This is a genomic window from Brevibacillus laterosporus, from assembly GCF_030489605.1.
Classification (GTDB): Bacteria; Bacillota; Bacilli; order Brevibacillales; family Brevibacillaceae; genus Brevibacillus_B; species Brevibacillus_B laterosporus_E.
This window is the reverse complement of the sequence record NZ_JAUKFY010000005.1, coordinates 117,068-141,083: the sequence shown is the minus strand read 5'-3', so window position 1 is coordinate 141,083 and position 24,016 is coordinate 117,068. Positions and strand designations below refer to the sequence as shown.

At 42.1% G+C, this 24,016-nt stretch carries 27 protein-coding genes; 8 read left to right on the top strand and 19 right to left on the bottom strand.

The features are described 5' to 3' along the window. Window positions 1–40 precede the first annotated feature (40 nt). Together QZ995_RS07875 and QZ995_RS07870 are read left to right on the top strand one after the other, a co-directional pair. Complete coding sequence (locus QZ995_RS07875) at window positions 41–1,249, top strand: YqhG family protein (protein WP_301805205.1); 1,209 nt, start codon at window positions 41–43, stop codon at window positions 1,247–1,249. A 159-nt stretch (window positions 1,250–1,408) separates the two neighbouring features. Next, the gene (locus QZ995_RS07870; RefSeq protein WP_301805202.1) at window positions 1,409–2,272 is read left to right on the top strand and encodes a hypothetical protein; all 864 of its coding nucleotides are present in this window, start codon (window positions 1,409–1,411) and stop codon (window positions 2,270–2,272) included. Window positions 2,273–2,333: 61 nt separating this feature from the next. Here the strand turns inward: QZ995_RS07870 and QZ995_RS07865 are convergent, their stop codons facing one another. The 9 genes from QZ995_RS07865 to QZ995_RS07825 all read right to left on the bottom strand — a co-directional run bounded on the left by QZ995_RS07865 (window position 2,334) and on the right by QZ995_RS07825 (window position 10,997). Then, the gene (locus tag QZ995_RS07865; RefSeq protein ID WP_301805200.1) at window positions 2,334–2,594 is read right to left on the bottom strand and encodes a YkuS family protein; all 261 of its coding nucleotides are present in this window, start codon (window positions 2,592–2,594) and stop codon (window positions 2,334–2,336) included. 15 nt (window positions 2,595–2,609) lie between these two features. Then, window positions 2,610–2,774 carry a YqzE family protein gene (locus QZ995_RS07860; protein WP_022585028.1) on the bottom strand — a complete coding sequence of 55 codons (165 nt, stop codon included), beginning with the start codon at window positions 2,772–2,774 and terminating at the stop codon, window positions 2,610–2,612. A 52-nt stretch (window positions 2,775–2,826) separates the two neighbouring features. Next, a complete protein-coding gene (locus QZ995_RS07855; protein WP_301805196.1) occupies window positions 2,827–3,324 on the bottom strand; it encodes a shikimate kinase in 498 nt (165 codons plus the stop codon). A gap of 22 nt (window positions 3,325–3,346) precedes the next feature. Beyond that, window positions 3,347–5,185 carry a stalk domain-containing protein gene (locus QZ995_RS07850; RefSeq protein ID WP_301805195.1) on the bottom strand — a complete coding sequence of 613 codons (1,839 nt, stop codon included), beginning with the start codon at window positions 5,183–5,185 and terminating at the stop codon, window positions 3,347–3,349. Window positions 5,186–5,396: 211 nt separating this feature from the next. Next, complete coding sequence (locus tag QZ995_RS07845; protein ID WP_301805192.1) at window positions 5,397–6,971, bottom strand: alpha/beta hydrolase; 1,575 nt, start codon at window positions 6,969–6,971, stop codon at window positions 5,397–5,399. Continuing rightward, on the bottom strand, window positions 6,965–7,726 hold the full coding sequence (locus tag QZ995_RS07840; RefSeq protein ID WP_301805190.1) for a 5-oxoprolinase subunit PxpA: 762 nt from the start codon (window positions 7,724–7,726) through the stop codon (window positions 6,965–6,967). The genes QZ995_RS07845 and QZ995_RS07840 overlap by 7 nt, the downstream gene beginning before the upstream one ends. A gap of 267 nt (window positions 7,727–7,993) precedes the next feature. Then, a complete protein-coding gene (locus QZ995_RS07835; RefSeq protein ID WP_301805189.1) occupies window positions 7,994–8,365 on the bottom strand; it encodes a YlbG family protein in 372 nt (123 codons plus the stop codon). A 109-nt stretch (window positions 8,366–8,474) separates the two neighbouring features. After that, entirely contained in the window at window positions 8,475–8,939 is a 465-nt protein-coding gene (locus tag QZ995_RS07830) for a YlbF family regulator (protein WP_301805188.1), read from the bottom strand. A 102-nt stretch (window positions 8,940–9,041) separates the two neighbouring features. Further along, window positions 9,042–10,997: a hypothetical protein gene (locus QZ995_RS07825; RefSeq protein ID WP_301805186.1), complete on the bottom strand. Its 1,956-nt coding sequence runs from the start codon at window positions 10,995–10,997 to the stop codon at window positions 9,042–9,044. A 55-nt stretch (window positions 10,998–11,052) separates the two neighbouring features. Between QZ995_RS07825 and QZ995_RS07820 the strand changes: the two genes are divergently transcribed. Then, entirely contained in the window at window positions 11,053–11,508 is a 456-nt protein-coding gene (locus QZ995_RS07820) for a protease complex subunit PrcB family protein (RefSeq protein ID WP_301805185.1), read from the top strand. A gap of 107 nt (window positions 11,509–11,615) precedes the next feature. On the opposite strand, the gene QZ995_RS07815 is transcribed toward QZ995_RS07820, so the two are convergent. The 4 genes from QZ995_RS07815 to QZ995_RS07800 form a co-directional block, all read right to left on the bottom strand. Next, complete coding sequence (locus QZ995_RS07815; RefSeq protein ID WP_301805184.1) at window positions 11,616–12,047, bottom strand: hypothetical protein; 432 nt, start codon at window positions 12,045–12,047, stop codon at window positions 11,616–11,618. Window positions 12,048–12,169: 122 nt separating this feature from the next. Then, a complete protein-coding gene (locus tag QZ995_RS07810) occupies window positions 12,170–14,584 on the bottom strand; it encodes a heavy metal translocating P-type ATPase (RefSeq protein ID WP_301805182.1) in 2,415 nt (804 codons plus the stop codon). Window positions 14,585–14,663: 79 nt separating this feature from the next. Further along, the gene (locus tag QZ995_RS07805; RefSeq protein ID WP_301805180.1) at window positions 14,664–15,431 is read right to left on the bottom strand and encodes a thermonuclease family protein; all 768 of its coding nucleotides are present in this window, start codon (window positions 15,429–15,431) and stop codon (window positions 14,664–14,666) included. A gap of 404 nt (window positions 15,432–15,835) precedes the next feature. Further along, window positions 15,836–16,270, bottom strand: coding sequence for a CBS domain-containing protein (locus QZ995_RS07800; RefSeq protein ID WP_301805178.1), 435 nt, complete (start codon window positions 16,268–16,270; stop codon window positions 15,836–15,838). Between the two features lie 154 nt (window positions 16,271–16,424). Here QZ995_RS07800 and QZ995_RS07795 point away from each other — a divergent pair, with 154 nt between their 5' ends. Next, the gene (locus QZ995_RS07795) at window positions 16,425–16,763 is read left to right on the top strand and encodes a YugN family protein (protein ID WP_301805175.1); all 339 of its coding nucleotides are present in this window, start codon (window positions 16,425–16,427) and stop codon (window positions 16,761–16,763) included. Window positions 16,764–16,856: 93 nt separating this feature from the next. Beyond that, the gene (gene ftsW, locus QZ995_RS07790; protein WP_301805173.1) at window positions 16,857–18,020 is read left to right on the top strand and encodes a putative lipid II flippase FtsW; all 1,164 of its coding nucleotides are present in this window, start codon (window positions 16,857–16,859) and stop codon (window positions 18,018–18,020) included. 91 nt (window positions 18,021–18,111) lie between these two features. On the opposite strand, the gene QZ995_RS07785 is transcribed toward ftsW, so the two are convergent. Next, complete coding sequence (locus QZ995_RS07785) at window positions 18,112–18,453, bottom strand: Asp23/Gls24 family envelope stress response protein (RefSeq protein WP_301805170.1); 342 nt, start codon at window positions 18,451–18,453, stop codon at window positions 18,112–18,114. 250 nt (window positions 18,454–18,703) lie between these two features. On the opposite strand from QZ995_RS07785, the gene sleB reads away from it, so the two are divergent. After that, window positions 18,704–19,429, top strand: a complete 726-nt coding sequence (sleB, locus tag QZ995_RS07780) for a spore cortex-lytic enzyme (RefSeq protein ID WP_301805167.1) — start codon at window positions 18,704–18,706, stop codon at window positions 19,427–19,429. Window positions 19,430–19,521: 92 nt separating this feature from the next. Here sleB and QZ995_RS07775 read toward each other — a convergent pair whose 3' ends face one another. Then, a complete protein-coding gene (locus QZ995_RS07775; RefSeq protein WP_031414221.1) occupies window positions 19,522–19,776 on the bottom strand; it encodes a hypothetical protein in 255 nt (84 codons plus the stop codon). Between the two features lie 124 nt (window positions 19,777–19,900). Between QZ995_RS07775 and cax the strand changes: the two genes are divergently transcribed. Continuing rightward, entirely contained in the window at window positions 19,901–20,947 is a 1,047-nt protein-coding gene (gene cax / locus QZ995_RS07770; protein ID WP_301805164.1) for a calcium/proton exchanger, read from the top strand. Window positions 20,948–21,002: 55 nt separating this feature from the next. On the opposite strand, the gene QZ995_RS07765 is transcribed toward cax, so the two are convergent. Further along, window positions 21,003–21,263: a YlaN family protein gene (locus QZ995_RS07765; RefSeq protein WP_301805606.1), complete on the bottom strand. Its 261-nt coding sequence runs from the start codon at window positions 21,261–21,263 to the stop codon at window positions 21,003–21,005. A 246-nt stretch (window positions 21,264–21,509) separates the two neighbouring features. On the opposite strand from QZ995_RS07765, the gene QZ995_RS07760 reads away from it, so the two are divergent. Beyond that, window positions 21,510–22,010: a hypothetical protein gene (locus tag QZ995_RS07760; RefSeq protein WP_301805160.1), complete on the top strand. Its 501-nt coding sequence runs from the start codon at window positions 21,510–21,512 to the stop codon at window positions 22,008–22,010. Window positions 22,011–22,099: 89 nt separating this feature from the next. On the opposite strand, the gene QZ995_RS07755 is transcribed toward QZ995_RS07760, so the two are convergent. The 3 genes from QZ995_RS07755 to QZ995_RS07745 form a co-directional block, all read right to left on the bottom strand. Beyond that, window positions 22,100–22,231: a sporulation histidine kinase inhibitor Sda gene (locus tag QZ995_RS07755; protein WP_031414218.1), complete on the bottom strand. Its 132-nt coding sequence runs from the start codon at window positions 22,229–22,231 to the stop codon at window positions 22,100–22,102. A 293-nt stretch (window positions 22,232–22,524) separates the two neighbouring features. Continuing rightward, on the bottom strand, window positions 22,525–22,719 hold the full coding sequence (locus QZ995_RS07750) for a hypothetical protein (protein ID WP_035293006.1): 195 nt from the start codon (window positions 22,717–22,719) through the stop codon (window positions 22,525–22,527). 78 nt (window positions 22,720–22,797) lie between these two features. Beyond that, the gene (locus QZ995_RS07745; RefSeq protein ID WP_301805153.1) at window positions 22,798–24,009 is read right to left on the bottom strand and encodes an MDR family MFS transporter; all 1,212 of its coding nucleotides are present in this window, start codon (window positions 24,007–24,009) and stop codon (window positions 22,798–22,800) included. Window positions 24,010–24,016 lie beyond the last annotated feature (7 nt).

The window sequence follows — 24,016 nt, the reverse complement described above, 5'->3', positions numbered from 1 at the left end:
TCACACCTTCATCACTTATCGAGAAAGGAAGTTCCCCCTCATGCAACAGACGGAAGTACGGGAATTCGTAGAAAAGTATTTTGCAGCCTTTCAGTCACACGTGGTTGAGAACCATCCAGACTATGTCACTGTAAAATTACCAGAGGATGTAGATAAGGATATCGGCAATCGCCCATTTTACTGGTCGTGGGTGGAGAAAATGAACATCGCTCCTCAGCCACTCCACCTCACCCTTTATTTTCCTCAAACCGAGATTCCAAAGGAGCTGCGGGCTGAGCATATTCATTTTGGTTCAAAACGGCTTCAACAAATCTTTGAATCTACCTACAAGCACGGACGTTTTGTATGTATGTACGAAGCTCCAAAGGGTATTTTGCAAAAAGCAAGTATGTCGACACGAAGATCGACAGCGCTAACTCCATGGCTCCATTTAAATATAAAAGTTTCTTTTATCTGTGACAAAAAACGCGATTTCCTTCTTTCTCTCGGGATAAATCTACATCAAGCGCGAGTAGTGCAGGATTTTTACCCGTTTCTCAAGCGGTTACAGCTTACTCCTGCTATACCTGATTATTTTTATACATTGGATCGCCGTCTGGATATTCCCCAGGCTATTGAGATGGCTAAAAGTGAAGTGTACCATTTTTTAGATAATCAAGATCATTCCTGGGCTGACCAAGCTCGCCTCCGTCTTCAAGAGGAGTTAGACATCTTAGAGGAATATTACAAGCACGCGGCACTAGAACAAGAGCGGGAGCAGGCTAAGGCTTCAAAAACAACTCCTAAAGGAGAAGACAATGGAGAAGATGATTTAGAAGAAGCCTCAAATGCTTCCGTTATAACCCCTGCTCCAGATGCAAAGAGTGGAATCGTCAAGAGCATACAAGGTGAAACAAGCGCTACCCCAGTTCTTCACACGGATTCCCCCCCTTCTCTATTGGGGCATTTGCTCTCGGTGAAGCGTCCGACACTTATCGCTGATGAATCGATTCCTGTAACACTCTCACAATCTCCTGCAACAATGCAGGAGCATTTACAGAAGGGTGGGCGTATTCTTGATTTTCTACGAATAAACGGCATACAAGAAACACCCAAGGAGCAAATTGAACAAGAGGAATGGAAAGCAAGCAGTATCGAGGAGGAAAAGGAGCGACGCATAAGCGAATTACGCTGGCAATATGAGCCGCGTGTCGAGGTAAAGCTTATCAATGGTGGCTTGTTTTATTTATTTAATTTGCCACCAATTTAATCGGTGCGTTGCTTAGTTAGACCTGATTCTACATTGCCCAGAAATTTGTAAAACAACAGCGAAGAAATATAGAGGAGAGCTGACAGCAACCAACAAATCTTTTGATGACATTTGGATACAATAGGTAACGTAACCTACGAAGGGATGGTGTCTCAGTGTATGAAACTACGTTCACTAGCGAGCCGATTCTTGTTGCTGCTCCTCTTATTCTCGCTTCCCTCATCTCAAGCGCATGCTGCTCAGGAAGGTCCCTGGACTGCAGCTTTTACTCAACACATTCAGACTTGGATGAAAAAATTAGAAGAAAAGGATAGTCAGTTCAAAGCTTGGAAACAAGCTAGCATTGAAATCCAAGCATTAGGTCCTGGTTCGCATGAATGGCTGGTCACGATAAAGGAAAAAGACAAACCCCTTGGCTATATGATTGTCACCGAGTCGCAAAAGACAGCAAACCAAGCAACTCCTGAATTTATTTTGATGGAATACGGACTGGGTGAATATACATTGTTTGATCAAAAGCTGGCACCAAAAGATGCGAAAGCAGAATTATATTATGATGGCTTTACATCGTATTGGCGCATACCGATAGCAGATACGCATGAATATATCGATGCGAAATCCGGCGAAAAGTTTCCGTCTCGACTCAAGCCTGATCCATCCGTTATGCATCGTATCGCTAGTCAAAAATTAGTGGATAAAGAGGCTCAACTAACTTTGAGCCGGACGTTGCTATCTACGGAAACGGACCCTTTTTCCCGTATTGACTGGTTAACCGCAAGAGTGAATCGTCCCACTACGCCAAAACAAGAGCTAACCTACTTGCTCACTCAAAAACCAAATGAACCGATTATTATTACTGCCGATTTGTTCGAAAAAGAAGTGATGGCTCCTTTTACCATCGGAACCGTTCACGTCTGGGATAATGAACCGTACATAGGTGTCTGGGACTCAGGGTTGCGTTTCTTACCTTACTCTTATATTGAGCAAGTCGGAAGTATCGTACACACTTCACAAACAATGTAAAATAGCAAAACGGTGGTTTCTCTCCTTGCGTTTGAGAGAATACCACCGTTTTGACCTTTATTCAGCGAAAACCATCATCAACAGGAGAACAGCGCTCATTTACCTGATGAAAAATTTCATCAAGTGTCATGCCCTCTGCATTGATTACAGGCGCTCCTGCAATACTCTTGGACTGATCCCCAATCAAGTTTTCATCCATACCTGTAATGACTACAGCATCTACCATCTGTTGCCAATTCCCCAATTCAACCACATCAAAACCATTACGGCGAAGCATCGAGCTTACATGGGATAATGTTTTTTCAACGGCTACTTTTGGCATAAGAACCCCCAGATGTTATTTTTTGAATAATAGCTTGATGGACATCGGGATTGCGCCAAACCATTTAGAAGACCAAGGTTCGCGCGGTACTTCACGTTGTCGCCGACGCTCTTCCTTAGGAGTCTCCAAATATTGCACAAAGCGCTTGGTCATATACTTAACGTATTCTTGCGAAGACATCGCGCATCCCTCCCTTGGCATTAGTGTTGCCGAAGAAGAGCAATTTAAATCGTTATGCGGTGGTTATTTCATCGACAATTTCTTCTATCGTTTTCCCCGTTGTATCGATTTGAATCGGAGCAAAATCGTATGCCCCTGCGCGTGCTTGTAGCAGTTCTCGTACTTTTTCCTTCACATTTCCTTGAAGAAGTGGTCTATTCTGATCTCGCTCAACACGGCGAATAATCTCCTGCTCACAAGCAGTAAGGGCTACTACTCGTCCATTCTGAAGCATTACCTGAACATTCTCCGGTCGCAACACCGCTCCGCCACCCGTGATTATCACGCGGCGATTTCCGTTTACCATTTGACGTAACACATTCGTCTCAAGCTGTCTAAAGATCTCTTCGCCATCCTCGGCAAAGATTTGGGGAATGGTTTTCCCAGTTGCTTTGACGATTTCTTCATCTAGATCACATCGCTCATAATGTAGCCGCTGTGCTAGTTGTTCACCTACTGTGGATTTACCTGTTCCCATAAATCCAATAAGAATAATATTAGTTGATTGCATGGTGTTTTTCCCCTCGTCACTATTATTGAATGGTGACCGTCCGTTTTTCCTTCTGATAGGCAACTCGGTACCCTAAGCCCTCGTTTAGCAAAGCAAGCGGGAATAAGCTGCGTGCGTGCCACTCTAACAAAGGAACCGGCATTTTCCGCTCAATCCCATTTAACACATAACGATCTGATTTTTCATGGAAAACAATCACGTTACGCTTTGACTCTGCTCGTATGATACGATTGGCTTGATCCGATGTTACCTTAAAACCTAGCTGTTCCAAGGTTTCGCGCAGGGGCAAATAAACCACTTGATTACGGATGCGTCCCCTTGTAGCTGGATAAAAATGCGTTTGACCTATAATGATATTCACATAGTACTCCGCAGCAATTGGGATAAAGCTCTTTTGATTTTGTTTATGGACATTTGGCACAAAATACTGGGCCTCGGCTCCTAAGATTTGACCTAACGCTTGATCCAAATGCTCCGGACCAATGACTTTATGCTGGTAATTGCTTTGCACCCGTTTTAAAAAGTCAAAGAATAATTGGTCCCCCAGTTGTTTTCGTAAATTATCGAACAGTAAGGCCGCATTGGAGTACCAGGTCCAATCAAATTCATAGTAATCCTTAAACTGTGTCAGGTGATTCGAAAGTTTCCCATATGGATAAGCTTTTGCCAGCTTATTCGCCTCCGCCTGGTACTCCGCTAATATTTTGGCCGCGGCTTTTTCTCCGAAGCGTTCCCGATAATAAAAGGTAACACTCGCCTCCACTAATCCTTCGTCCATCCATCCTGTATACGGCTCAATATTTTCAACAGAATTGTACCACCACAAATGAGCTAACTCATGCGGTAACCAATGCTCTACCCGATTGCCGTTAAACATATGCTTGGCGATAATAGCCATATTCGCGTATTCCATAGCGTAGACTGTGTCATTTCCTGTCTCTGCTATACCAATTCGAGGATAAGGAAGCTCGCCCATTAATTTGCTGTAAATCGGCAGAACCTGAGTGGCGATCTCCTTTAATTTTGCCAAGTGAGCTGCATCTGTCGATCCAATATCCACTGTCAGATTTGGAGAGATTTTGACCGTTTCAACTTTGTATAATGGACTGCCTACCATTGTAAAATTAAGTAGCTTTTTACCTGTAAAATGATAAGTAGATCGGCCACCTCCATTACTGGATTTCTTCCCTCTACCCCACGAGGTTACCCATTCAAATGAAGAGGGAGAGACCATATCAACTTCATAATCGGCATAATGATAAATGTAAGGATCGCCATATCCAATTATCTGTGGAGGCTCATACCAGTGCTTATGCTGATCCATAGCTCCAAGCATCGGGTACCAATGCGTTAAGGTCCAAATTCCTTCATGAACACCAAAGCGCTTTGGCCCACGTGGAACCTTTGTTTCAAAAACCACTTCTAGCTGTGTTCGTGTTTCGTTCTTAGCAGGGTTGTCCAACACAAGGACTGGATCGCGCCGGTTATAGGTCATACTTTTTCCTTTCCAGCGAATGGCGGAAATTTTGTTGTTCCATTTATAACCGTAATAATACAGATAGAGCTTCTCCGTCTGTGGATTATCAAAAATCATAGTAACCGTTCCTGCTATTGTTGCTTGATCAGGCGATAAAGATGCCTTAATTGTATAAGAAGGATTAAGTTCTTTGACAACTGGCGGCAACAACTCTTCTTTACGAAACGGATCTACTGAGGTTGTACTGTTATAAAATAAAGAATCAGATTGTAACGAAGATAAAAACTCCTTGATCTCAGGCAATTTCATGTAGGCTGCCGTAGCTGCAAAGCACATTAGTAAACCTACACATACTGCTAAACTTTTCTTATGTATTGCTTTCATGTAGAACTCTCCCCACTACTTCCCAAGCCAAAGCTGAATAATAATTCCTCTACTGGTACAATCGGCTAATGCAAGAAACTTCTTTACAGATTGTAACATAGTCCATTTCTATTGTGGGACATCATTTCTAATGAAAATAAGAAGAAACGCAGAATAAACCTGCATACTGACAGGAAATATGCAGTTTCTTTGCTGCTGATATTTTTTCATCTCATCCCTGCGGTTCCCTTTCTATTCCAGTCACCACATCAATTACATGTGTTGGATGAAGCGGTTTTGATATGCTTTTACTAGCAGGAGGACTAATTCCATTTTCCACCCATTTGACTAATAAATCAAAACATTGGTGTGCATAAGGTAGCATTGGCTGTAATTCATGCTCAGGATCAACCTTGCTCCAAACCAGACCGTCCACATGATTCGCTTGTTCAATCATGTACAACCGATGCTTACTCGCTTGCCCTGCCTGCTGGATTAATTCTGCATAGGCCTTTGCATGTACATCGGGAAAAATCAAAGCGTCCCATGTTCCAGCAATTGAAATAAGCGGCGCATGTATTCGGCCTGTATTTGCAATCTGCTGAACTGCTTGTTTGACTGATGAAGGTCTTTTTTTATAATCATAAGAAGCAAAAATGTGGTCATAGCTTCGGTCTCGCACGCCAGTTTGATCAAAGCAGAGATAATCCTGCCAAGCCAATCGATGAGGAGCGGTGGGATCAAACTTATCTCGATAAATATTTAAGCTAACAAACCAATAGAGCTGATCGTAATATGCCCATAATTTTTCAGAGCCTACCGGCATTCCAGCTGCATAGATACATGTGCGTGCCTGCATTTGTACGTCCCCTGTACCATATATAGCAGCATGGGCATGCTGTACTGCGGTGGCGAGCGAGCTAATTAAATTTGGAGCCTCTGCTTGCCACATCACCCCTTCCAGATCTATTCCTCCATCAAATAAGGCCGGTTCTCCAGTCAATTGGGGATCATCATGTTCCAGTGCATACCTCACTACATAGCCACCGTTAGAAATCCCCATTGCATAGGTAGGAACCCGATGATGTTCAGTCAGTAAAACATGAGCCGGATTGCAGACATCCTTGCTGGAAATCAACTGATCGCGATGATGAGTGGTTAAGTAATCTTGAGCTACTTTTGTTACCTGTCGAAAGCACCTATGCCATTTCGCTATGCTATCGTCCTTTGCTATCAGTGCATTTTTCACTTTTGCTAGCGGATCATTTGGATCACACTTCCCCGGGGTTCCTTTATCAATAGCCGCAAAAGCGTAGCCTTTTCCCAGAACGTAATCACTGAATAATAAATCGGTTGATGTTTCATTACGCGTTGCCGGTACCCCAGCCACCACCAATTTTCCATTCCATTCATCTGGGATACGGATCAGAAATGTGGCATCATCTAGCATGCCATTGATCTGCTTTCCTGTAATCTCTCCCGGCTTATACATATGATACCAGCCCGTTCCCTGCAAACGGTCCCCCCACGCTAGGGGAGCTAAGCTGTCATTTCCCTGCACAATAGCTGCTTGGTATTGAACAGGATTTTTTGTAGTAAGCCAATTCCCCGCTTTGCCATCAAAGGTTTTCACCGTAACATTGTGGGCATTTGGAATGAAAAGGGACGAAGGGGTACTTCCACCTCCTATAAAAGGAACCATCGCTTTCAATAATGTATGTTGCAGAGAATGAATTAACTTATTTTTCAGAAATATCACCCCGTAGCTAGAAAGGCGACCTAAGTCGCCCTTTTCTAAAATTAACAAACAGCAATAGCCTCTAGATGAACCTCGTTTTGCTGTGCCCAACGATGCAATTCCTTTAGAACATGTATGCAATCAGGACTTTCTCTATGAATGCAAAGTGTATCTGCGGCTAATTCAATGACACTGCCATCCACCGTTCGGACCCGCTGTTCCTTTACGAGCTGACTTGCCTGCTGCAATTGCTCCTCCTTACTAATTAAAATGCTTCCCTCCAATTCTCGTGGAGCTAATCGCCCATTCGGCAGGTATGCTCGATCTGCAAATACTTCCTCCGCCACATACAGACCATGCTCTAACCCGACCTGAACCAACGAGCTTCCTGATAATGCGTACAAGATTAAATCCTCTCGAATATCCGTAATAGCACGAACAACTGCTTCTGCTAATTCTGGCCGCTCCGCTGCTTCATTGTACAGAGCTCCATGCAGCTTCACATGATGCAATGTGCCTCCCAGTGCTCTCGTAATTCCTTCCAAAGCAGACACCTGATATAACACCAGCTCATATACTTCGCGCATGGACAAATTCATGGAACGACGCCCAAACCCATGAACGTCAGGGTAACCGGGATGAGCACCTATTTTCACACCTTGCTTCAGTGCTGCTTCAACAGTACGGCATATCACATGCGGGTCCCCAGAGTGAAAGCCACAAGCAATATTGACCGATGTAATCCAGCGTAAAATTCCCATATCTTCATCGAGTCCATGACGCCCAAACATCTCTCCCATATCGCAGTTAATATCTAGTTTCATCCTGTCTTTGTCCCCTCGCTCTCTCTTTGTCCATATCATTGTAAGCGCATTCAAACAAAGCTGTAATATTTTACCTTACCTTAAACCTTATTTCCCTATCATACCACGTGGCCCAATTACAAAAAAGTGAAACAAAGTTCACTTTTTTATTTTCCGGTTCCACCGTTAAGACAATGATTAAGAAAAATAAAAAAAGCTTCTCCCATCACTGTTAACTGATTGGATGAGAAAAGCGCCTTTATGTTTTTCATTCAAAAACTCTGTTTGCTAGCTTTGAACCGGAATAGGCCTTACAGCCGGATGCTCCGATTTGGCGATAGATGAATTATCGTTGATTAAGGATTCGGCCAAAGCCATCAGTTGATTTTTCTCTAATTGGTAGTCAAATTCCTTCGCTTTATCCGGCTTCGCATTGTTATACTCGGTTGGGATTTCGTGGCGATGTGAACGTTCTACCTTTAGTACAAAGTGAAGCCGTTCCAATTGTGATATCACTTGCTCAATTTCTTCAGCGTCCACATACATGGCAACGTAATTGAGTCTTTTGGATACGTAATGAATGGTGCCGAATTTTCGTAAATTCTTCGCAACACGAGGATTTTTAATCCAAACAGCTACTCCCAATCTTTTCAGTCTCATCGTGCCCTGAAAACTCCTTCCTCTACTGACAATCCTATGTAATCAGGCTCAAACTACGCCTTCTAGCAAGCCATAAGACGTAGTTTTATGAGCGCTGTCGTATTTTTTATTAAGCGTGTTTCTTTTCTTTATTACCGCAACCACAGCTACCACCAGTACCGCAACCGCTGGCCATTGCCTCCATAATTGGGTTATTGCTAGGAACTTTAACACTCTCTGATACAGAATCAGCTATAACCCGACCTACTTGATACAATAGCTGATCTAAGCGTGCTTCTGCTTTCTTAAATTCACGAACAGTTGGCAACGCTTCATAAGACTGCTTTAATTCCCTAATCTCAGCCATTACCTTGTGGAAATCTGGGTGATACTTGCCAAAACGTTGCACTTCTTCATAGTCTTGCTTTTTACGCTCAAAGCGCTGGATATATAGTAAGACTGTCTCGTCATTTTCCATAGCTTGCTTCGTTTGTAAATAATCATTCACTTCTTTTGAATCATTTATCATAATGGCTAAATGATCAGCCTCATGCAACAAGCTAGCCATATCTAATTCACTTGGTATATCTATCATGTTTTACCTCCTTTACAGGCAAACCTACTGTTATTTTAGCACGAAACCCCTTATGGAGGCACAGGAAAGATTTAAACATCACACATTTTTTACTTGACTTTCCTATAAGTACGCTGGAATCAAGATACGTAGCCGCGATATCTCATCTACTTTTTCTTTCCAAAATTTATCTTTTGACATCATATGTACTTGCCAGTAACCATGTTCCAATGCTATCTCCTGTACTCTGCCCGTCCATTCATCCTGTCGATGCGTTTGGCATTGTACCTCCAATCGAAGCTCCTGTGCTCGTTTTAGCATCAAGCGCATCGTATTCGGATGATAGCCTTGATAATGTTCTGTCCACATTTTTGGCAAGGTTGATAGACCCGGGATTGCTTCACCGACATCAGGAAAAACATTTTCAACCTTAAAATCAAGAAAGGGTGTTACCAAGGGGAAAAAGCCTTCTCTATCTAGGTTTATCTCTGATGGAATGTGATTGTTATCCGAGATATTCTCATCGAAACAGGAGCCTAAAGCCTGAAAACGCCGGATTTCCCCTGACTGCGGCTCATACCCACATTCCCTAAGCAAGGAGATAAATTCCTCTAATTTACTTTCAGGAAGTAAAAAAGCTACAGGCGAAATTACCTCCGACATAAATGGGGCAAGAATTCCTATTTCACGTAATTCAGCTAACAAAGCAGGGCTGGTCGTTTTAAACCGAATCACCTGCTCATAGGAGAGCTGTTTCGCTTCCTCTGACCATTTTATGAGGAGTTGCGCGACAGAGTCCGGCACTGGATGCGCTGTATGCTCGTGGAGAAACTGAAGGATTTGGTCAACATTTCCTCCTGTAGATAAGTAAGACTGGACACGTTGGGAGGTTAGATTGCAGGTAATAAAATCTCCAGCTACATTCATTTCTCCCAAACGGCTCAGCTCCCACAGCTGAGCTAACATCATACCCGGAGGAACCATCACTTCACCAGTCGAATCCAAATACCATTTAGGCTGATGATCCTCCTGATCCTGATGATACGGATTATGGCGAATCCACAGATTTTGTTCATTATCTTCGCCTAATTGAACTAAGCCAAAACCAAGCAAAGGATGTAACCAGGCCTTTTTCAATTGCTCCTGAGCCTGTTCTGGTAGCCTGTAGCCCATCTTTCTTAGCTTAGAAAGAATCTCGTCTACCCTGTACCATTCTTTATCGAGCAATTGCAATTCAAACAGAAATCCTTCTTGCCATGACTCTTTTGGCGCGTAGTATCGTAATAAGTTTGCTTTGATATCCTCAATTTGTTCCACATTTTTCTTTCGTAACCAATCATTTAATATTGCGTGATGCAGGCAAATTCTTTTATCTTGTAAATAGACAAGCCGCATTCGTAAGGATAGATCAAAGAGAAAAGAAACGGGCGTTTGATCATCTACCTTTACTTCAGACGGCAAAAGACTAGAAAACCAACCCCGCATATGTTCATCTCTCAAAGAAATGCGATCCATCCATTTGAGGAGCATTCGCCGGGGTATTCCATTTTTTTGTGTAAGGGAAACCGATTGTTCTCTTAAGAACAGCAGAAAGGCAAGCATGTCCATATGGATACCGCGCCCTGCTGGAAATGAATAGGAAAATACATGCGGGATGGCTTCCTCTTTTACTGATGGTACTATCCCTTTTTTGTATGTATGGCTACTAAAGGCGTATATATTTTTACGTAATTCGAATGGCATCATATAGCCTATCTCGCTCCACATTTTTCGAACCGTATAAATAATACCTAGCCGACGTAGCTTTGTAAGACCTGCAGTTAACAAAATATCTTGCTGAGTAATTGTCTCAAATTCACGCTTACGTATAAATCCCTGTTGGGCATTTGTATAAAAAAGAGATACTGCTTGACGCTCGTGTTCTGTTAGTGCTTCCCATAATGATTGACAGAAGCTTGTATCCTGCAGTCGGTTCATTAAAGATTTGCCGCATTTCATGCTTAATCGGCGGTTCTGTTCCTGGATAATCTCTTCTATTGTACGTTCTGACAACATATCCAGGCATTTATATAAATTCACGAAGCTCACCTCTATTCGTAACGGTAGATGGAGGAAATCATAGGAGGAATAGAGAATGAAACATGTATTAGCAGGTCTATTGCTAATGGGAGGAATCCTGATCTCCTACATCAACACGACCCCAACTGCAACAGCTCAGGATATCTCTTTGCCTCACAATATTCAACAGTCTAACCAAAAAGGAGTTGTATCTATGAGTGATTTTAGCACTGCTCCTACTCCCTACCCTGCTTCTGTAGATCTGGCGCTTGCCGATATACAAGAACAGGGCGGCTATCGACTGATTCATGAAAATGATCTCACCTATGTAGCCATTGCGCTTGGTGAGCGCCCTACCAGTGGCTATTCTATCAAGGTTGACAAGGTCCAGCAAGAGACTGACGGAACTTATGTCATCCATGTCGTAGAAGAGCGACCTCAAAAATCAATGCTGCTTCAAGTAATTACCTACCCAACTACGGTGATTACCTTACCTCAAGATGCACAACACGTAACCGTAAACTACCTATAATAACGAACAACAGAACAAAAAGCAAAAAGCTGTGGATGGTCTTTCATGGACTCCACAGCTTTTTCCTATGTAAGCGAAAGCCTCATGAGACTCTCTTTTTCATTTGCTTAGTTGACTACGATCTCAAAGGTCTGTTTGACACCATATGATTCATGGTTGTTATGGGCTAATTCCACTTCTATTTTGTGCTTACCGGGAGCCACATCCGCTAAGGTAAATTGCGGGCCAAAAATCTTGGCTATCTTTTTCCCATCTACATACAAATGAACATGGCCTTCACCGTCTTTATTTTCTTTTCCCATGTTTTCCAATGAGAACTGGAACCCTTGAACAATCAATTTTAATTCCAGATCATTCCCTTTAACCTGATGTTCCACGACAAGAGAGGGCTTCTTCACTTCCTCAGCAAGTACATGTGTCTGATTGCTGTGCGTTGCCTTTTTTCCTTCCAATGAATGCAATCCCATCATGGATAGCTCTAAAATAGCTACAAACAAAATAAATAAGTAAAAACGTCGCCCACGCAATTTTTGGATCATACAGGACACTCCTTACTTTTTGGTGAATATAGCCCTAGAGTGCCCTGTTTTCCCCTGTTTATGCCACAAATCGTCCACTTCGTCGATCAAGTTAACAAGAGTCATTTATTCTCTTGTAAAAATCACTTTCTCAATAGCCTCATGCTATTAAGAATGACGATCATTGCTGCTCCTGTATCACTAATGACGGCCATCCACAATGTGAGCCAGTTTGGGATGATCAAAAGCAGTGCAATCGCTTTGATCAACAGAGAGAAATATATGTTTTGCTTGATAATCGCTAACGCTTGCTGGCTAAGTCTAATTACATACGGTAGTTTTTCTAGGTCATCAGCCATCAATACGATACCTGCTGTTTCCATCGCAGTATCTGTCCCTGCTCCTCCCATCGCAATGCCTACATCTGCAGTAGCTAAAGCTGGGGCATCATTAATACCGTCACCCACCATTGCGATCGTGCCACCTTCTCGCTCTTTAGCTACCTTAATTGCCTCCAGCTTATCTTCTGGCAACAATCCAGCTTGTACGTGTCCTATTCCCACTTTTTGAGCCATATGCTGTGCCGCTCCGGCATTATCTCCCGTGAGCAACAAGGTTTTTACCCCAATGCCTTGTAATTGCTGCATCACCTGTTGGCTTGTTGGGCGAATAGTATCAGATATGATAAGAGCACCCCAAATTTCTTTTGTTGTCCCCACTAATACGATCGTTTTGCCAGCTTGTTGTTCTTCTTTAACCTGTTCTTGTAAAAGCCCCAGCTCAACTTCATATTCGGTAAACAGCTTTTCATTCCCAGCCAAATACGTGATTCCTGACTGTGTGGCACTAGCACCCTTACCAACAATGGTTTGATGATGATCAGAATTCTGCGGGAGAATGCCATTTTCCCTTGCCTGCAACAGGATAGCTGTAGCAATGGGATGATGTGAGGATTGCTCGATCATGGCTGCCTTTTCAAGAATTTCTGCCTCTGTGCGTTCCTGAAGAGTAAGAATTTTTTCGACCTGTAATTTTCCTGTTGTGATTGTACCAGTCTTGTCAAAAGCCACTTGCTTTAAATGGCCAATAATCTCCAAGGCAGCTCCACCCTTAATAAGCACACCCTGACGCGCCGCACTGCCAATAGCTGACACTACTGCAACCGGAGTCGAAATCACTAAGGCGCAAGGGCAAGCGATAACCAATAGCTCCAAGCCCCGGTAAAACCAATGTTGCCACTCTCCCGTAAATAAAGGAGGCAAAACGATAACAGCTAGGGCCACTACAATGACAATTGGAGTATAAATTCTAGCAAATTTCTCTACGAATTGCTCTGTTGGAGCCTTCTTCTCCTGTGCTTCCTCCACTAAATGAATGATGCGAGCTAAAGTCGAATCGGAGCCGATCTTCGTGACTTCCATCTCAACTGCGTCAGTTTCGTTTATACTACCGGCAAAAAGATTGTCACCTACGCCTTTGTCAACTGGCATGGATTCCCCAGTGATCGGCGCCTGATTAAACGTTGAAATTCCTTTCACGATAAACCCATCAAGAGGAATTCCTTCACCTGCTTTGATTAATAAGCGCTCTCCAACTTTTACATCTTTTACTGGGATACTAACCCATTCCTGTCCTCTGTATACCAGCGCTTCCTTTGGTGCTAAACGTAGTAAGGAGCGGATAGATTGACGCGTTTTATTGATAGATAGGGTTTGCAAAGCGTTCCCAAGTCCAAATAAGAAAACAACCGTTGCCCCTTCTAACCATTCCCCAATAAAAGCTGCCCCTATTGCCGCTAAGCTCATCAGCAGGTTCATATCGGCTGATTTGCTTTTCAGAGCATACCAGGCGGCTTTTAATGGTTTTAAACCAGCAACCACCATAGCTACAGCATAAGCACCATTCCCCAGCATATCTAACTGGAATGCATGAAGCAAAAGCCCTACCAGAATAAAAAAGCCTGCTGTTCCCGTACGCCAAACCGCCTCGTTTCTCCACCAAGCTTCTGGTTCAACACTAGCCAAGCGATCATTTCCGTCTTGATATGTACCTTTGTAACCAGCTTCCGCAATAGCTTGGAGAACTTGTTCAACATTAGCCTTTTTTCCCAAGCGCATTTTAGCTGTGCTAAAGTTTACTTCCACTTCAGACATGTTCAGGCTTTTCTGCACATGCTTTTGTAACGTCAATGCGCAGGAGCCGCAATCCATGCCCTCAATATGATATACCTGTGCAGCAGGTTTATTGGCTAATTCATTCGTCGCCATTTCATGTTGGGCAAAACAGCATCCTGCACCGTGTGAATGTCCAGCATGATTATGTTCGTGACGAGTGTGTTTATGATGTTCGTGATCGTGACTATGATTTTTGTGTTGATGGTCTTGATGAAAGTGACCTGTATCTTGACAATGCTCGTGCTGATGGGGATCTGCATGGGAATGATGCCCCTGTTCACCACAACAAGTTTTCGTTACAATTTCGTTATCTTGATGTTCTACGTGAGAATAATTGGAGTTTTTTTCTTGTCCATTATGCTTATGATTCAGATTTTTCCTCATCCCGCAGCACCTCATTTTCCGCTCTCTCTACTCGTAGTGTATCAGATAACATTATAATATTCAAACAATCATCAAAATGTTATTCCTTTGATTTTCTGAATCCTGCTTTTATTGCAGCCTCTTCGGTATCAAACCACTCTTCTGGTTTTGTTTGCTCATAATAACGTCCACCAGGCACATGATAGATTTTTTCACCCTTTGAATTAATATTTCCTTTGATTTGCTGCTTGCCGCTGTCCTTTTGCAAGGCACTTTCTTTTTGATCAGATTGACTCTTTTGCTTCTTCGAGGATGTATTCTTTTTCTTATCCTGGTCCGATTTCTGATAAACATCCAAGGCCCAGAGCCCGCGATTGTTTTCTCTAGCATCCTGTTCTGCCTTTAAGAACACTTCCGATTGGGCTACATTAGGTGGAACTGTCATGATACGAGCGTAACCTTCATGTACAAGATGCTCATTATAGAATGTGCCATCTTCTAAATAAACATAAGCTAATAATCTTTGATATTTATCGAGAGGCTGAACATCAAATTGAAGAGTGACCTCCTTGCCTTCCAGCATATTTTTCGAATAGTTACTCGCTTCTTTTCCATATGGCTGTACAGGAGTATTGGGCTTTACAGTCTCTGGTGTATCCACTCCGATTAGCCTTACCTTATCGCCCTTTGTTGTTTTAAAGGTATCCCCATCGACCACTCTCTCTATTTTAACTTTCATTTTTCCATTGGGAGTAGGCTCGTTGTTTTCTTGCTTGTCTTTTTCAGTGGCGCATCCACTTACCGTTAAGGCAACGCCAAGGGAAAAGATGGCTAATAAATGCTTCGTTTTGGTAAACATTGTTCTCATGACAAATCCTCCATGCTTTTTGATTATTTCCACCTTTCCCATCATACCAAACATACGTGCTTGTCTACAGTTTTTCTATTCTTTTAAAGCAAAAAACGACCCACAACATCTTGGTAGGCCGCCTTTTTATCCGGTCATTATTCCCAGTCCCAATCAACGAGTAGTAAAAATAAAACCACGACAATTATGATGATCCATATCAGTTCCTCGTTATCTCCATTTAAGAAGTCAAAATCGAAAAAACCCATGTGGACCCTCCTTTCCTCTTCGTTACAGCCTATGCGAAAGGAATAAATTGGGTCCAAAAAAGACAAGCCCAAATATTATGGAGTGACACAGAAAATTGAAATAGAAAAAGACACTCGTTTTTCGAGTGCCCACAAATGCTCTCTTCATTTTAAAATTTAATGGCGTGAAGCTGTTTCTGAAATCTCTGCTAACGCCTCTCCAGCTTCATCTTGTAAAATGTTGCGGATTGCCATGTCTCCAATCGCTACAATACCAACTAATTTTCCGTTGTCAACTACTGGCAGACGACGAATTTGATGCTGAGCCATCAGCTTAGCTGCTGCATCCACGGTCATTTCTGGGGTACCCAGCACGATGTCTGTGCTCATAACCTCTTCAATTTTGGTAGAGCCTTGGTGCTTTTCAGCCAGACCACGAATGACGATATCACGGTCTGTGATTACTCCGATAACATCATTTTGCTCATTCACAACTGGGATAACGCCAACGTTCCAATCTCTCATTTTCACTGCTACTTCATATACATTATCCAATAATGTAACGGTAGCCAGGTTCTCTGTCATGATTTCACGTAGTGTTCTTTTTGCCATTTTTCTTCCTCCTTCCGTTCTTAAACAAAGGTTAGTTTCCCCCCTCCTGTATTCTTTCATGCAATCGAGCTATTTTTTACGTCTCATAATCATTGCACAATCAGGAAAAACCTACTATCATAAGGGAGTGAATATCACGAAGGAGGAAGGCAGAATGCTTCTCAAAGAAACGGGAATCGGCGGTCAACAAGGAACTCTAGCCGACTTAGACATTGCTATGGATAGCTTAGGTTTCACGCGTTTTGCTTGGGATTATAACCATGCAACCTACGATTACAAGCTAAAGGATAGAGACACCACGTACTATCTTCGCATTCAAGCACATTGTGTAGAAGGCAAAATGGAAGATCCAGACACTGTATTAAAATTGGACGAGCCATTCATTGGCAAGCATCTGTTCCCGCATGGAATCGATTATGACTGTCCTATGCCAGATGGCGTACTCAACAATGCAAAACAGGTTTTACAAGGTTTAAAAGACAAATTAGCATAACAGTATGAAGGTTCAGTTTGTTCAAATACTTTACACAAGCAGAGAGGACATACCCACCTCTCTGTTTCATTTCTAGGGGTGATTTCTTTTTCAATGAAAACTCGGGGCGTACCAGATTTTCTCCTACTTTTTTTAACAGTTCTACTTGTAGGCTTTGGCATTACGATGGTAATGAGCTCCAGCTACATCTATGCTCAAACCGGAATATTGACATCCAAAGGTTGTGATTATTGTCTAGGTGACGGTTTGTACTTCGCAAAAAGACAAATCATCTTTGCCATCTTGGGTCTGTTTCTTATGCTCTTTGTTATGAACATCCCCTTCTCCTTTTATAAGAAAAATTTCCTGTTGATTGCCGTCGGTAGCTTTTTCTTACTTCTACTTGTTTATATTCCTGGATTTGCGACCAAAGCTAACGGTGCGCAATCATGGATTAAATTAGGCTTTATGAATTTACAAACCTCAGAGGTTGCCAAGCTGGGATTAATTCTGTATCTGTCAGCCCTCATTGCCAAAAAAGGAGATGCCTTTCGAAGCTTTAAAACAGGCTTAATACCACCTTTAACGGTTACAGGTATTTTCTTTTTGATGATTATGGGCCAGCCTGATTTAGGAACAGCCGCCATTATTTTGGGAACGGCTGGGGTTATCTTAATAGCAGGCGGAGCTAATATTAAGCATATCTTTTTGCTTACGGTCCCTCCATCTGCTCTGTTTATTACTACTTATATCCTGGTAAAAAAACATGCTTTGGCGCGATTAATCTCTTTTAATGATCCTTGGAGTGATCCATTAGGTAAAGGATTTCATATGGTTCAATCCCTCTATGCTATTGCACGAGGCGGAATCTTCGGTACAGGGTTCGGGAAAAGCTTACAGAAGTATCTGTATCTACCGGAGGCCTATACCGATTTTATCTTTTCCGTGATTGCTGAAGAGATGGGGCTAATTGGTACCTCTATCTTCCTGCTGTTATATCTGCTGTTAATCATTCGGGGACTGCAGATCAGCTTACGATCAACTGATACCTTTGCTACGCTTGCTGGAACAGGAATCGTTACCATGATTAGCATTCAAGCAATGATTAATATCGGTGGCGTAACAGGTGCTATTCCTTTGACAGGTGTACCATTGCCATTTATCAGTTATGGTGGATCATCCCTGTTAATTTGTATGACGAGCATGGGAATCCTGCTAAGCGTATCTCGTGAGGTTAATCGACAAAAAAATGCCCAGAGCTCCTCGATGCAAGGATAGGCATTTTCTTCACGAACATAAAAAATCCAACGACAGCATCAATTTCGTCGTTGGATTTTTTCTATTTGTTTATACCTATATTTAGTTTTCGTTATTCAATCATGAGACCCTCGACGCGTACGTTTACCTCATAAACCGTCAATCCTGTCAAAAACTCTACTGTTTCTTTTACTTTTTCTTGTAGATGCTGGCAGGTCTTGCTAATGATGGTTCCGTATCGAACAGAAACCCATAATGTAATAGAAGCACCCATATCTCCTATTTCGACCATGATTCCTTTTGCGTTATTCTTCGCACCTAATCGCTTCGTCCATTCATCATAAAATGTAGTAGAACCGCCTACAGCTACCTCTTCAATCTCCTGAGCCGCTACTCCTGCAATAACTGCAACTACTTGATCTGCCACTCTGATTTGGTCTTTCACGGAATCCATCCCTACCGCCTCCTTATGTGAACCGCCCTTATGTAGCGCTACTTACCTGTTATACATAGCTTACCCAACTAATCATGTACTGCTTCAAAAATGTTTTTCTTTTATTATAACGGGTTTCGGCAAAGGCTTGAAGCACTATTCTCGAAAATTTTACCAGCTTTTAAATCAATAGAAAATCGGACAAACTACCCTTACAAAACGAACTACCGTTACTAACGTAGCTTTTTTACAAAAGGGAGGCATACATACAGTGCAAAAAGTTATGTATTGGTGTTTCGGAGTAATCTTGTGTACTGCATTTCTGGTTAGTAGTATTCCAAGTATCACACAAGCGTTTACCATGGGTCCTACCTATAAAGAAGGAAGCACAGGTACCAATGTAAGAGAACTACAAGAGCGACTTAAACATATTGGTTTTTACACAGGAGATATCGATTCTATTTTCGGTCCTCGTACAAAAGCAGCTCTGCGTCTTTTTCAATATGAATTTGGCATGACTATTACCGGGGAGCTGGACGATAAAACAAAAGTCAAGCTGTACAATGCAACAAAAAATTATGTGATGGGGACTTTTAAACCAAAAGAAAAAGGAAATCAAGTAATCACGGCTTCTAATGGCTTTTCGGCTAATGATCTGCGAATTATGGCCCAAGCTGTATATGGAGAAGCACGCGGTGAGCCGTATATCGGACAAGTTGCAGTCGCGGCCGTTATTTTAAATCGTACCCAAAGCCCCTCCTTCCCTAATTCACCGGCTGCTGTTGTGTTTGAACCACGGGCCTTTACAGCAGTAGCTGACGGTCAAATTTATCTTTCACCAGATGAAACAGCGCGAAAGGCAGTTCAAGATGCCCTAAAGGGTTGGGACCCTAGTGAAGGGGCTACCTATTATTTTAATCCAGATACAGCAACCTCTGCTTGGATCTGGAGTCGCCCGCAAATTAAAAGGATAGGTAAACACATCTTTTGTAGATAATCATTCGATTTAACCGTATAAAGATGTAAAACCTGGTATAAGTCATTACCAGGTTTCTCTCTTTTTACTAGACATAATTATATTTAGCTTGCTCATTTTGGTCCAAATGAGTGTTGCGCCATTTTTACAAACCTTTCTTCGCTTTCAATAGTACCACAGATGCCACATTGAACAAGATAGTCATCCCCTTTATAGGGCTGATGAAAAGCATCTAATTCCGTTTGAGTCAATTCTTCTATGGTCTCACCGGTTTGCGGATGTAAGCGAACATATTGGGGTTGTTGACGTATGATGGTAAATCTCATACGATTAGTGCGACATACTGGACAGCAATAGGGAGCAGACATAAAGCACCTCCTTACGTTTTCCTTAGTTTTCCTTTAACGTAAGTGGAATATGCACTCATGAATCCTCGATCATCCGCAACACACAGTAGGAAATAAACCGGTAAGAAATGAGGGGTTATATGGTATGAAAAGCATGCGACTATTTTATTTGTTGGTAGGGGGAAGCTTCGCCCTGGCGGCTGGGTTTCACTATTTCACAGAAAATGAAGTATTACGGTTTATCACAGCTTCCATAGCCATTATCTTTCTCGCATCCTGGTTAGGAAAAGCTACCGAGAATGTCGCTCATTATGCAGGGGATCGCATTGGCGGATTCTTAAACGCAACCTTTGGCAATGCCGCGGAATTAATTATTGCGTTCTTCTTAGTTAGAGAAGGTTTGTTTGAGATGGTAAAAGCGTCTATCACAGGCTCTGTTATCGGAAATCTTTTATTGGTATTAGGCTTAAGCGTATTGCTTGGCGGTTTGAAATTTAAAGAACAAATCTTTAATAGCCAACTAGCCGGGCACAATGCTTCCATGATGACGTTAGCCTTGGTTTCGTTGTTTATTCCTGCTATCTTTATGTCTGAGCTATCCCTTGAAAAGATTAACACTCTGTCGATCGTGATTGCGATATTATTAATTATTGCGTATGTACTGTGGCTGATCTTCTCGATGGTCACACATAAATCATTTCTCACTGATGTGGAACAATATGAGAGTGAGGCTGTTTGGTCAAAGCCAGTGTCCATCGTCATGCTGGTACTATCTACTTTCTTTGTCGCCGTCGTATCCGAGTGGTTAGTACATAGTGTGGAAGCAGTCTCACATACCTTTGGCTGGTCAGAGCTGTTTGTGGGGGCTTTTGTCATTGCTATTATAGGAAATGCCGCAGAGCACAGTGCCGCAATCCTGCTAGCTATGAAGGGTCGTATTGGAGCAGCTGTGGAAATTGCTGTGGGTTCTAGTTTACAGGTAGCTTTGTTCGTAGCTCCCACACTGGTCTTAATCAGTCTCTTCTTCGGGTCTCCGATGAACATCGTTTTTACTGTACCAGAGCTCACAGCAATTGCCGTATCAACCATTATCACGATTTCGATCTGTCGGGACGGTAAAACCAATTGGTTCGAAGGAATATTGCTGTTAATTGTGTATATAATTCTTGGTACAGCCTTCTTCTTCGATTAGATCGTCCACACGTAATAAAAACTCGCTAAGGAAAGAAAGCTTTCCTAGCGAGTTTTTATTTTTTTTCGTTAAAGAGCTCGTGTAAATCGGCTAATTTGTGTTCAAGATTTTCCAGAATAGACCTGCCTTCCTCTTCCTCTACTACACCTAGTCGAACAGCGAACTCGATTTCACGCGACAGACCGAACATCTGTGTATCAAGCACCTCTTCGTATAAAGGACACTGTGGCATGTTCAAATTCTCCATCTGAACATCAATTAATTTATATATTTTATCCGCATCTGCTCTTAATAACGCTAAAGCTTTATTGGCCATATCGTTATGAATTTTTACGTCTGTCAAAACCTATCCCTCCGTTTGGACACGTCCTACCATACATACATAGTACGTCATAACGAGTCATTTGAAAAGGGGATAACCTTTTATTCATAGTGCATAATATGTTAAATGCCTGTGAAAACGCTGACAAAAAACTCTACTAACCAACACATTCATTGCGGCACTCTGCATCCTGCGTTACAATAATGAAGTAGGAAAAGGCTAACAGAGAGGAAGACCAAAATGGCAGACGTGATTGTAGTAAAGGGAGCTGTAGAATTCCCTATCACCATTGATCCAAGCGTGTGGGTGTTTGATGACCGAAAATTCGAACTGTCTTCTTATAAGGAGCAGGATCAATTGGAATTACAAGAGACGAATAGATATATCCGAAGTGCAGCCCTGCATTGGGAAAAAGAAATGAAGGAAGGCGCCACTCCTCCTAGTCAACGCAAAAGCTTGGCAGAAGAACGAAAAGTGCTTGAGGGCGATTATGCAATCAAATTTGCACCTTTTTTGGAAAATGCCAAGCCGCATCCGAACGCCACGACTCTACGGATTCACCGTGAGCAACAAGATTATGTAGACGTTTCTCTGGAAAAATCCAAGCAAATCATTCTTCAATTCTCAAAAGACGGTAAACCAATTCGAGACAAAGGGCCAGTCTTTTTATATTTCCCGGAAGATCTACATGAAAACAAGCAACCTTTACATAACATTACAATGTTTGAAGTCCTGCTATAGACAAAAAATAAGTGCCACCCTTCCATAGGGTGGCTATCTCGATTTGCCCGTTTTCTATTTTATGTTTGCAATTCTACTACCTTCATGACTTAAGCACTTTGAATAGAGAGTTTCCTACGCGCCATTTCAGCTTCTACCAAGAAAATAAAATCGGCATCGAGATGAAGGGCGACTGCACGTTGATATACTTCTATCAACATCGTATCACTTAAGTATCTCACGCTTGTCACCTCCCTTTTATTCTATACCGTATTGTATCAGCTTATAAAAAAACGAACAATCGTTCTGATATCCACAAGTGCTGTGGAAATCCTGTTGATAGCCTGTGGGGTAATTGTGCAAAAGATGTATAAATAGATATATATCCTTGTGGATTTCTTTTTTTGAATTATCCACAAATAATTACATATTGTCGAAAAATATAGATTTCGTCTAAAAAAAGACGGCCGTAATGGCCGCCTCTCTTTCTGTCCGAATCACTTTTACGTTCGGTATTCGTTTTTTGAGTATGAGACTAATGCATGGAGACACGAATAATCTCGGTGACAACAACCATAGCGAAGACAGCAAACCCGAATGAACCAGTGAAGAATAGCATGTGGCGTATTTTCTTTTTATCTTCCACCTTATGTCCCTCGCTTTCAACCAGAATTCCTACTCCGGTAGTATTATATATATCCATACGTATGAGAAGCCCATTTCGTTTCAATTTTTGTTTACTCTTCTCTCTCTTTTTCCCCCGAATTTCTGAGTTAAATCGACATCAGTGAAAAATAATCAGGAAGCACTAGATAGCTACCCTCTTCGCTTGTATTGCCATTCTTTTCTCCATTCGGTACATATGCCAGCATACAAGTAGCCCGATTGCTAGACAGATCCCCCACGGCAACCATGCTATATCCAATTGTTTTCCAAGCTCGTAAGCCCATCCTCCTAATGAGATACCAATAGAGCCACCTATAGCAAGTGCATAGCCATTAAATCCATAGTAAGCGCCTAATTGGTTTTTAGGGGCAAAATACGGAACCATATCAATTAAATAGGGAACTGAGATCATGGTACCAATTGCAAAAATACCAGCATCAAGCAGAATCATCCATAATTGATTCGAAAAACTAAATAAAAATAGTCCAAATGCCATTATCAATGTACCTACCCCTATCAAAGTGAAGCGTTGACTATAGTTACTCAGCCATTGCAGCATCTTCATTTGAAACAGAATGGTAACCACAGATACCGTGGACAGCACAGTTCCTACTGCCATTTTATTTTGCAAGGTATCCTCAACGAATTGTGGGATGGCCAAAAATAATTGCATATAAATATAATAATGACCGATCAGTATAAACGTATAAAGCATAAAGCTCCGATCCGAAATGACCGTCTGAAGACTTCGTAGTACGTTTGATTTTGTGACTTTTACAGACAATGGCGGTAACACAAGCAAAGCCACTCCTGCACACAAGAAATATAAAGCACCAGCAAAGATGGAAAGCCAATAGAAATCGACCATAATTAATACTGTTCCAACCAACTGTGACCCCGCTATACTTACATTATTCAGGACATTCTTGACACCAAACACATCTTTCCGAATTGCTTCAGGGGTCAATACAGCGTATGAAGCACTAACAGCCGGTTCAAATAACGAGCCGCCCAGTCCAGAAAAGATTGCTGCAACAAAAAAATGCCAGGTTTCAGTACAAAAAGCAAATGCAAGAAAACCCAGTCCCCTCACAATCATCCCTAAGACCATCGTTATCTTATATCCACATCGATCGGCAATAATACCGCCTAAAAAGGCTACACCCTGTTGAGAAAACTGACGTACACTCAGAACTAATCCCGCCATAGATAATGCCCATCCATAGCTACCGGTCAGATAAAGTGTCAAATATGGGATTAAGGCATAAAAGCCTAAGTTCATACAAAAAGACATGGCTAGTAACCATCTAATCGCCCCTGGCGTTTTCTTTAAAATATGAAATCCTTGTATCACAAACTTT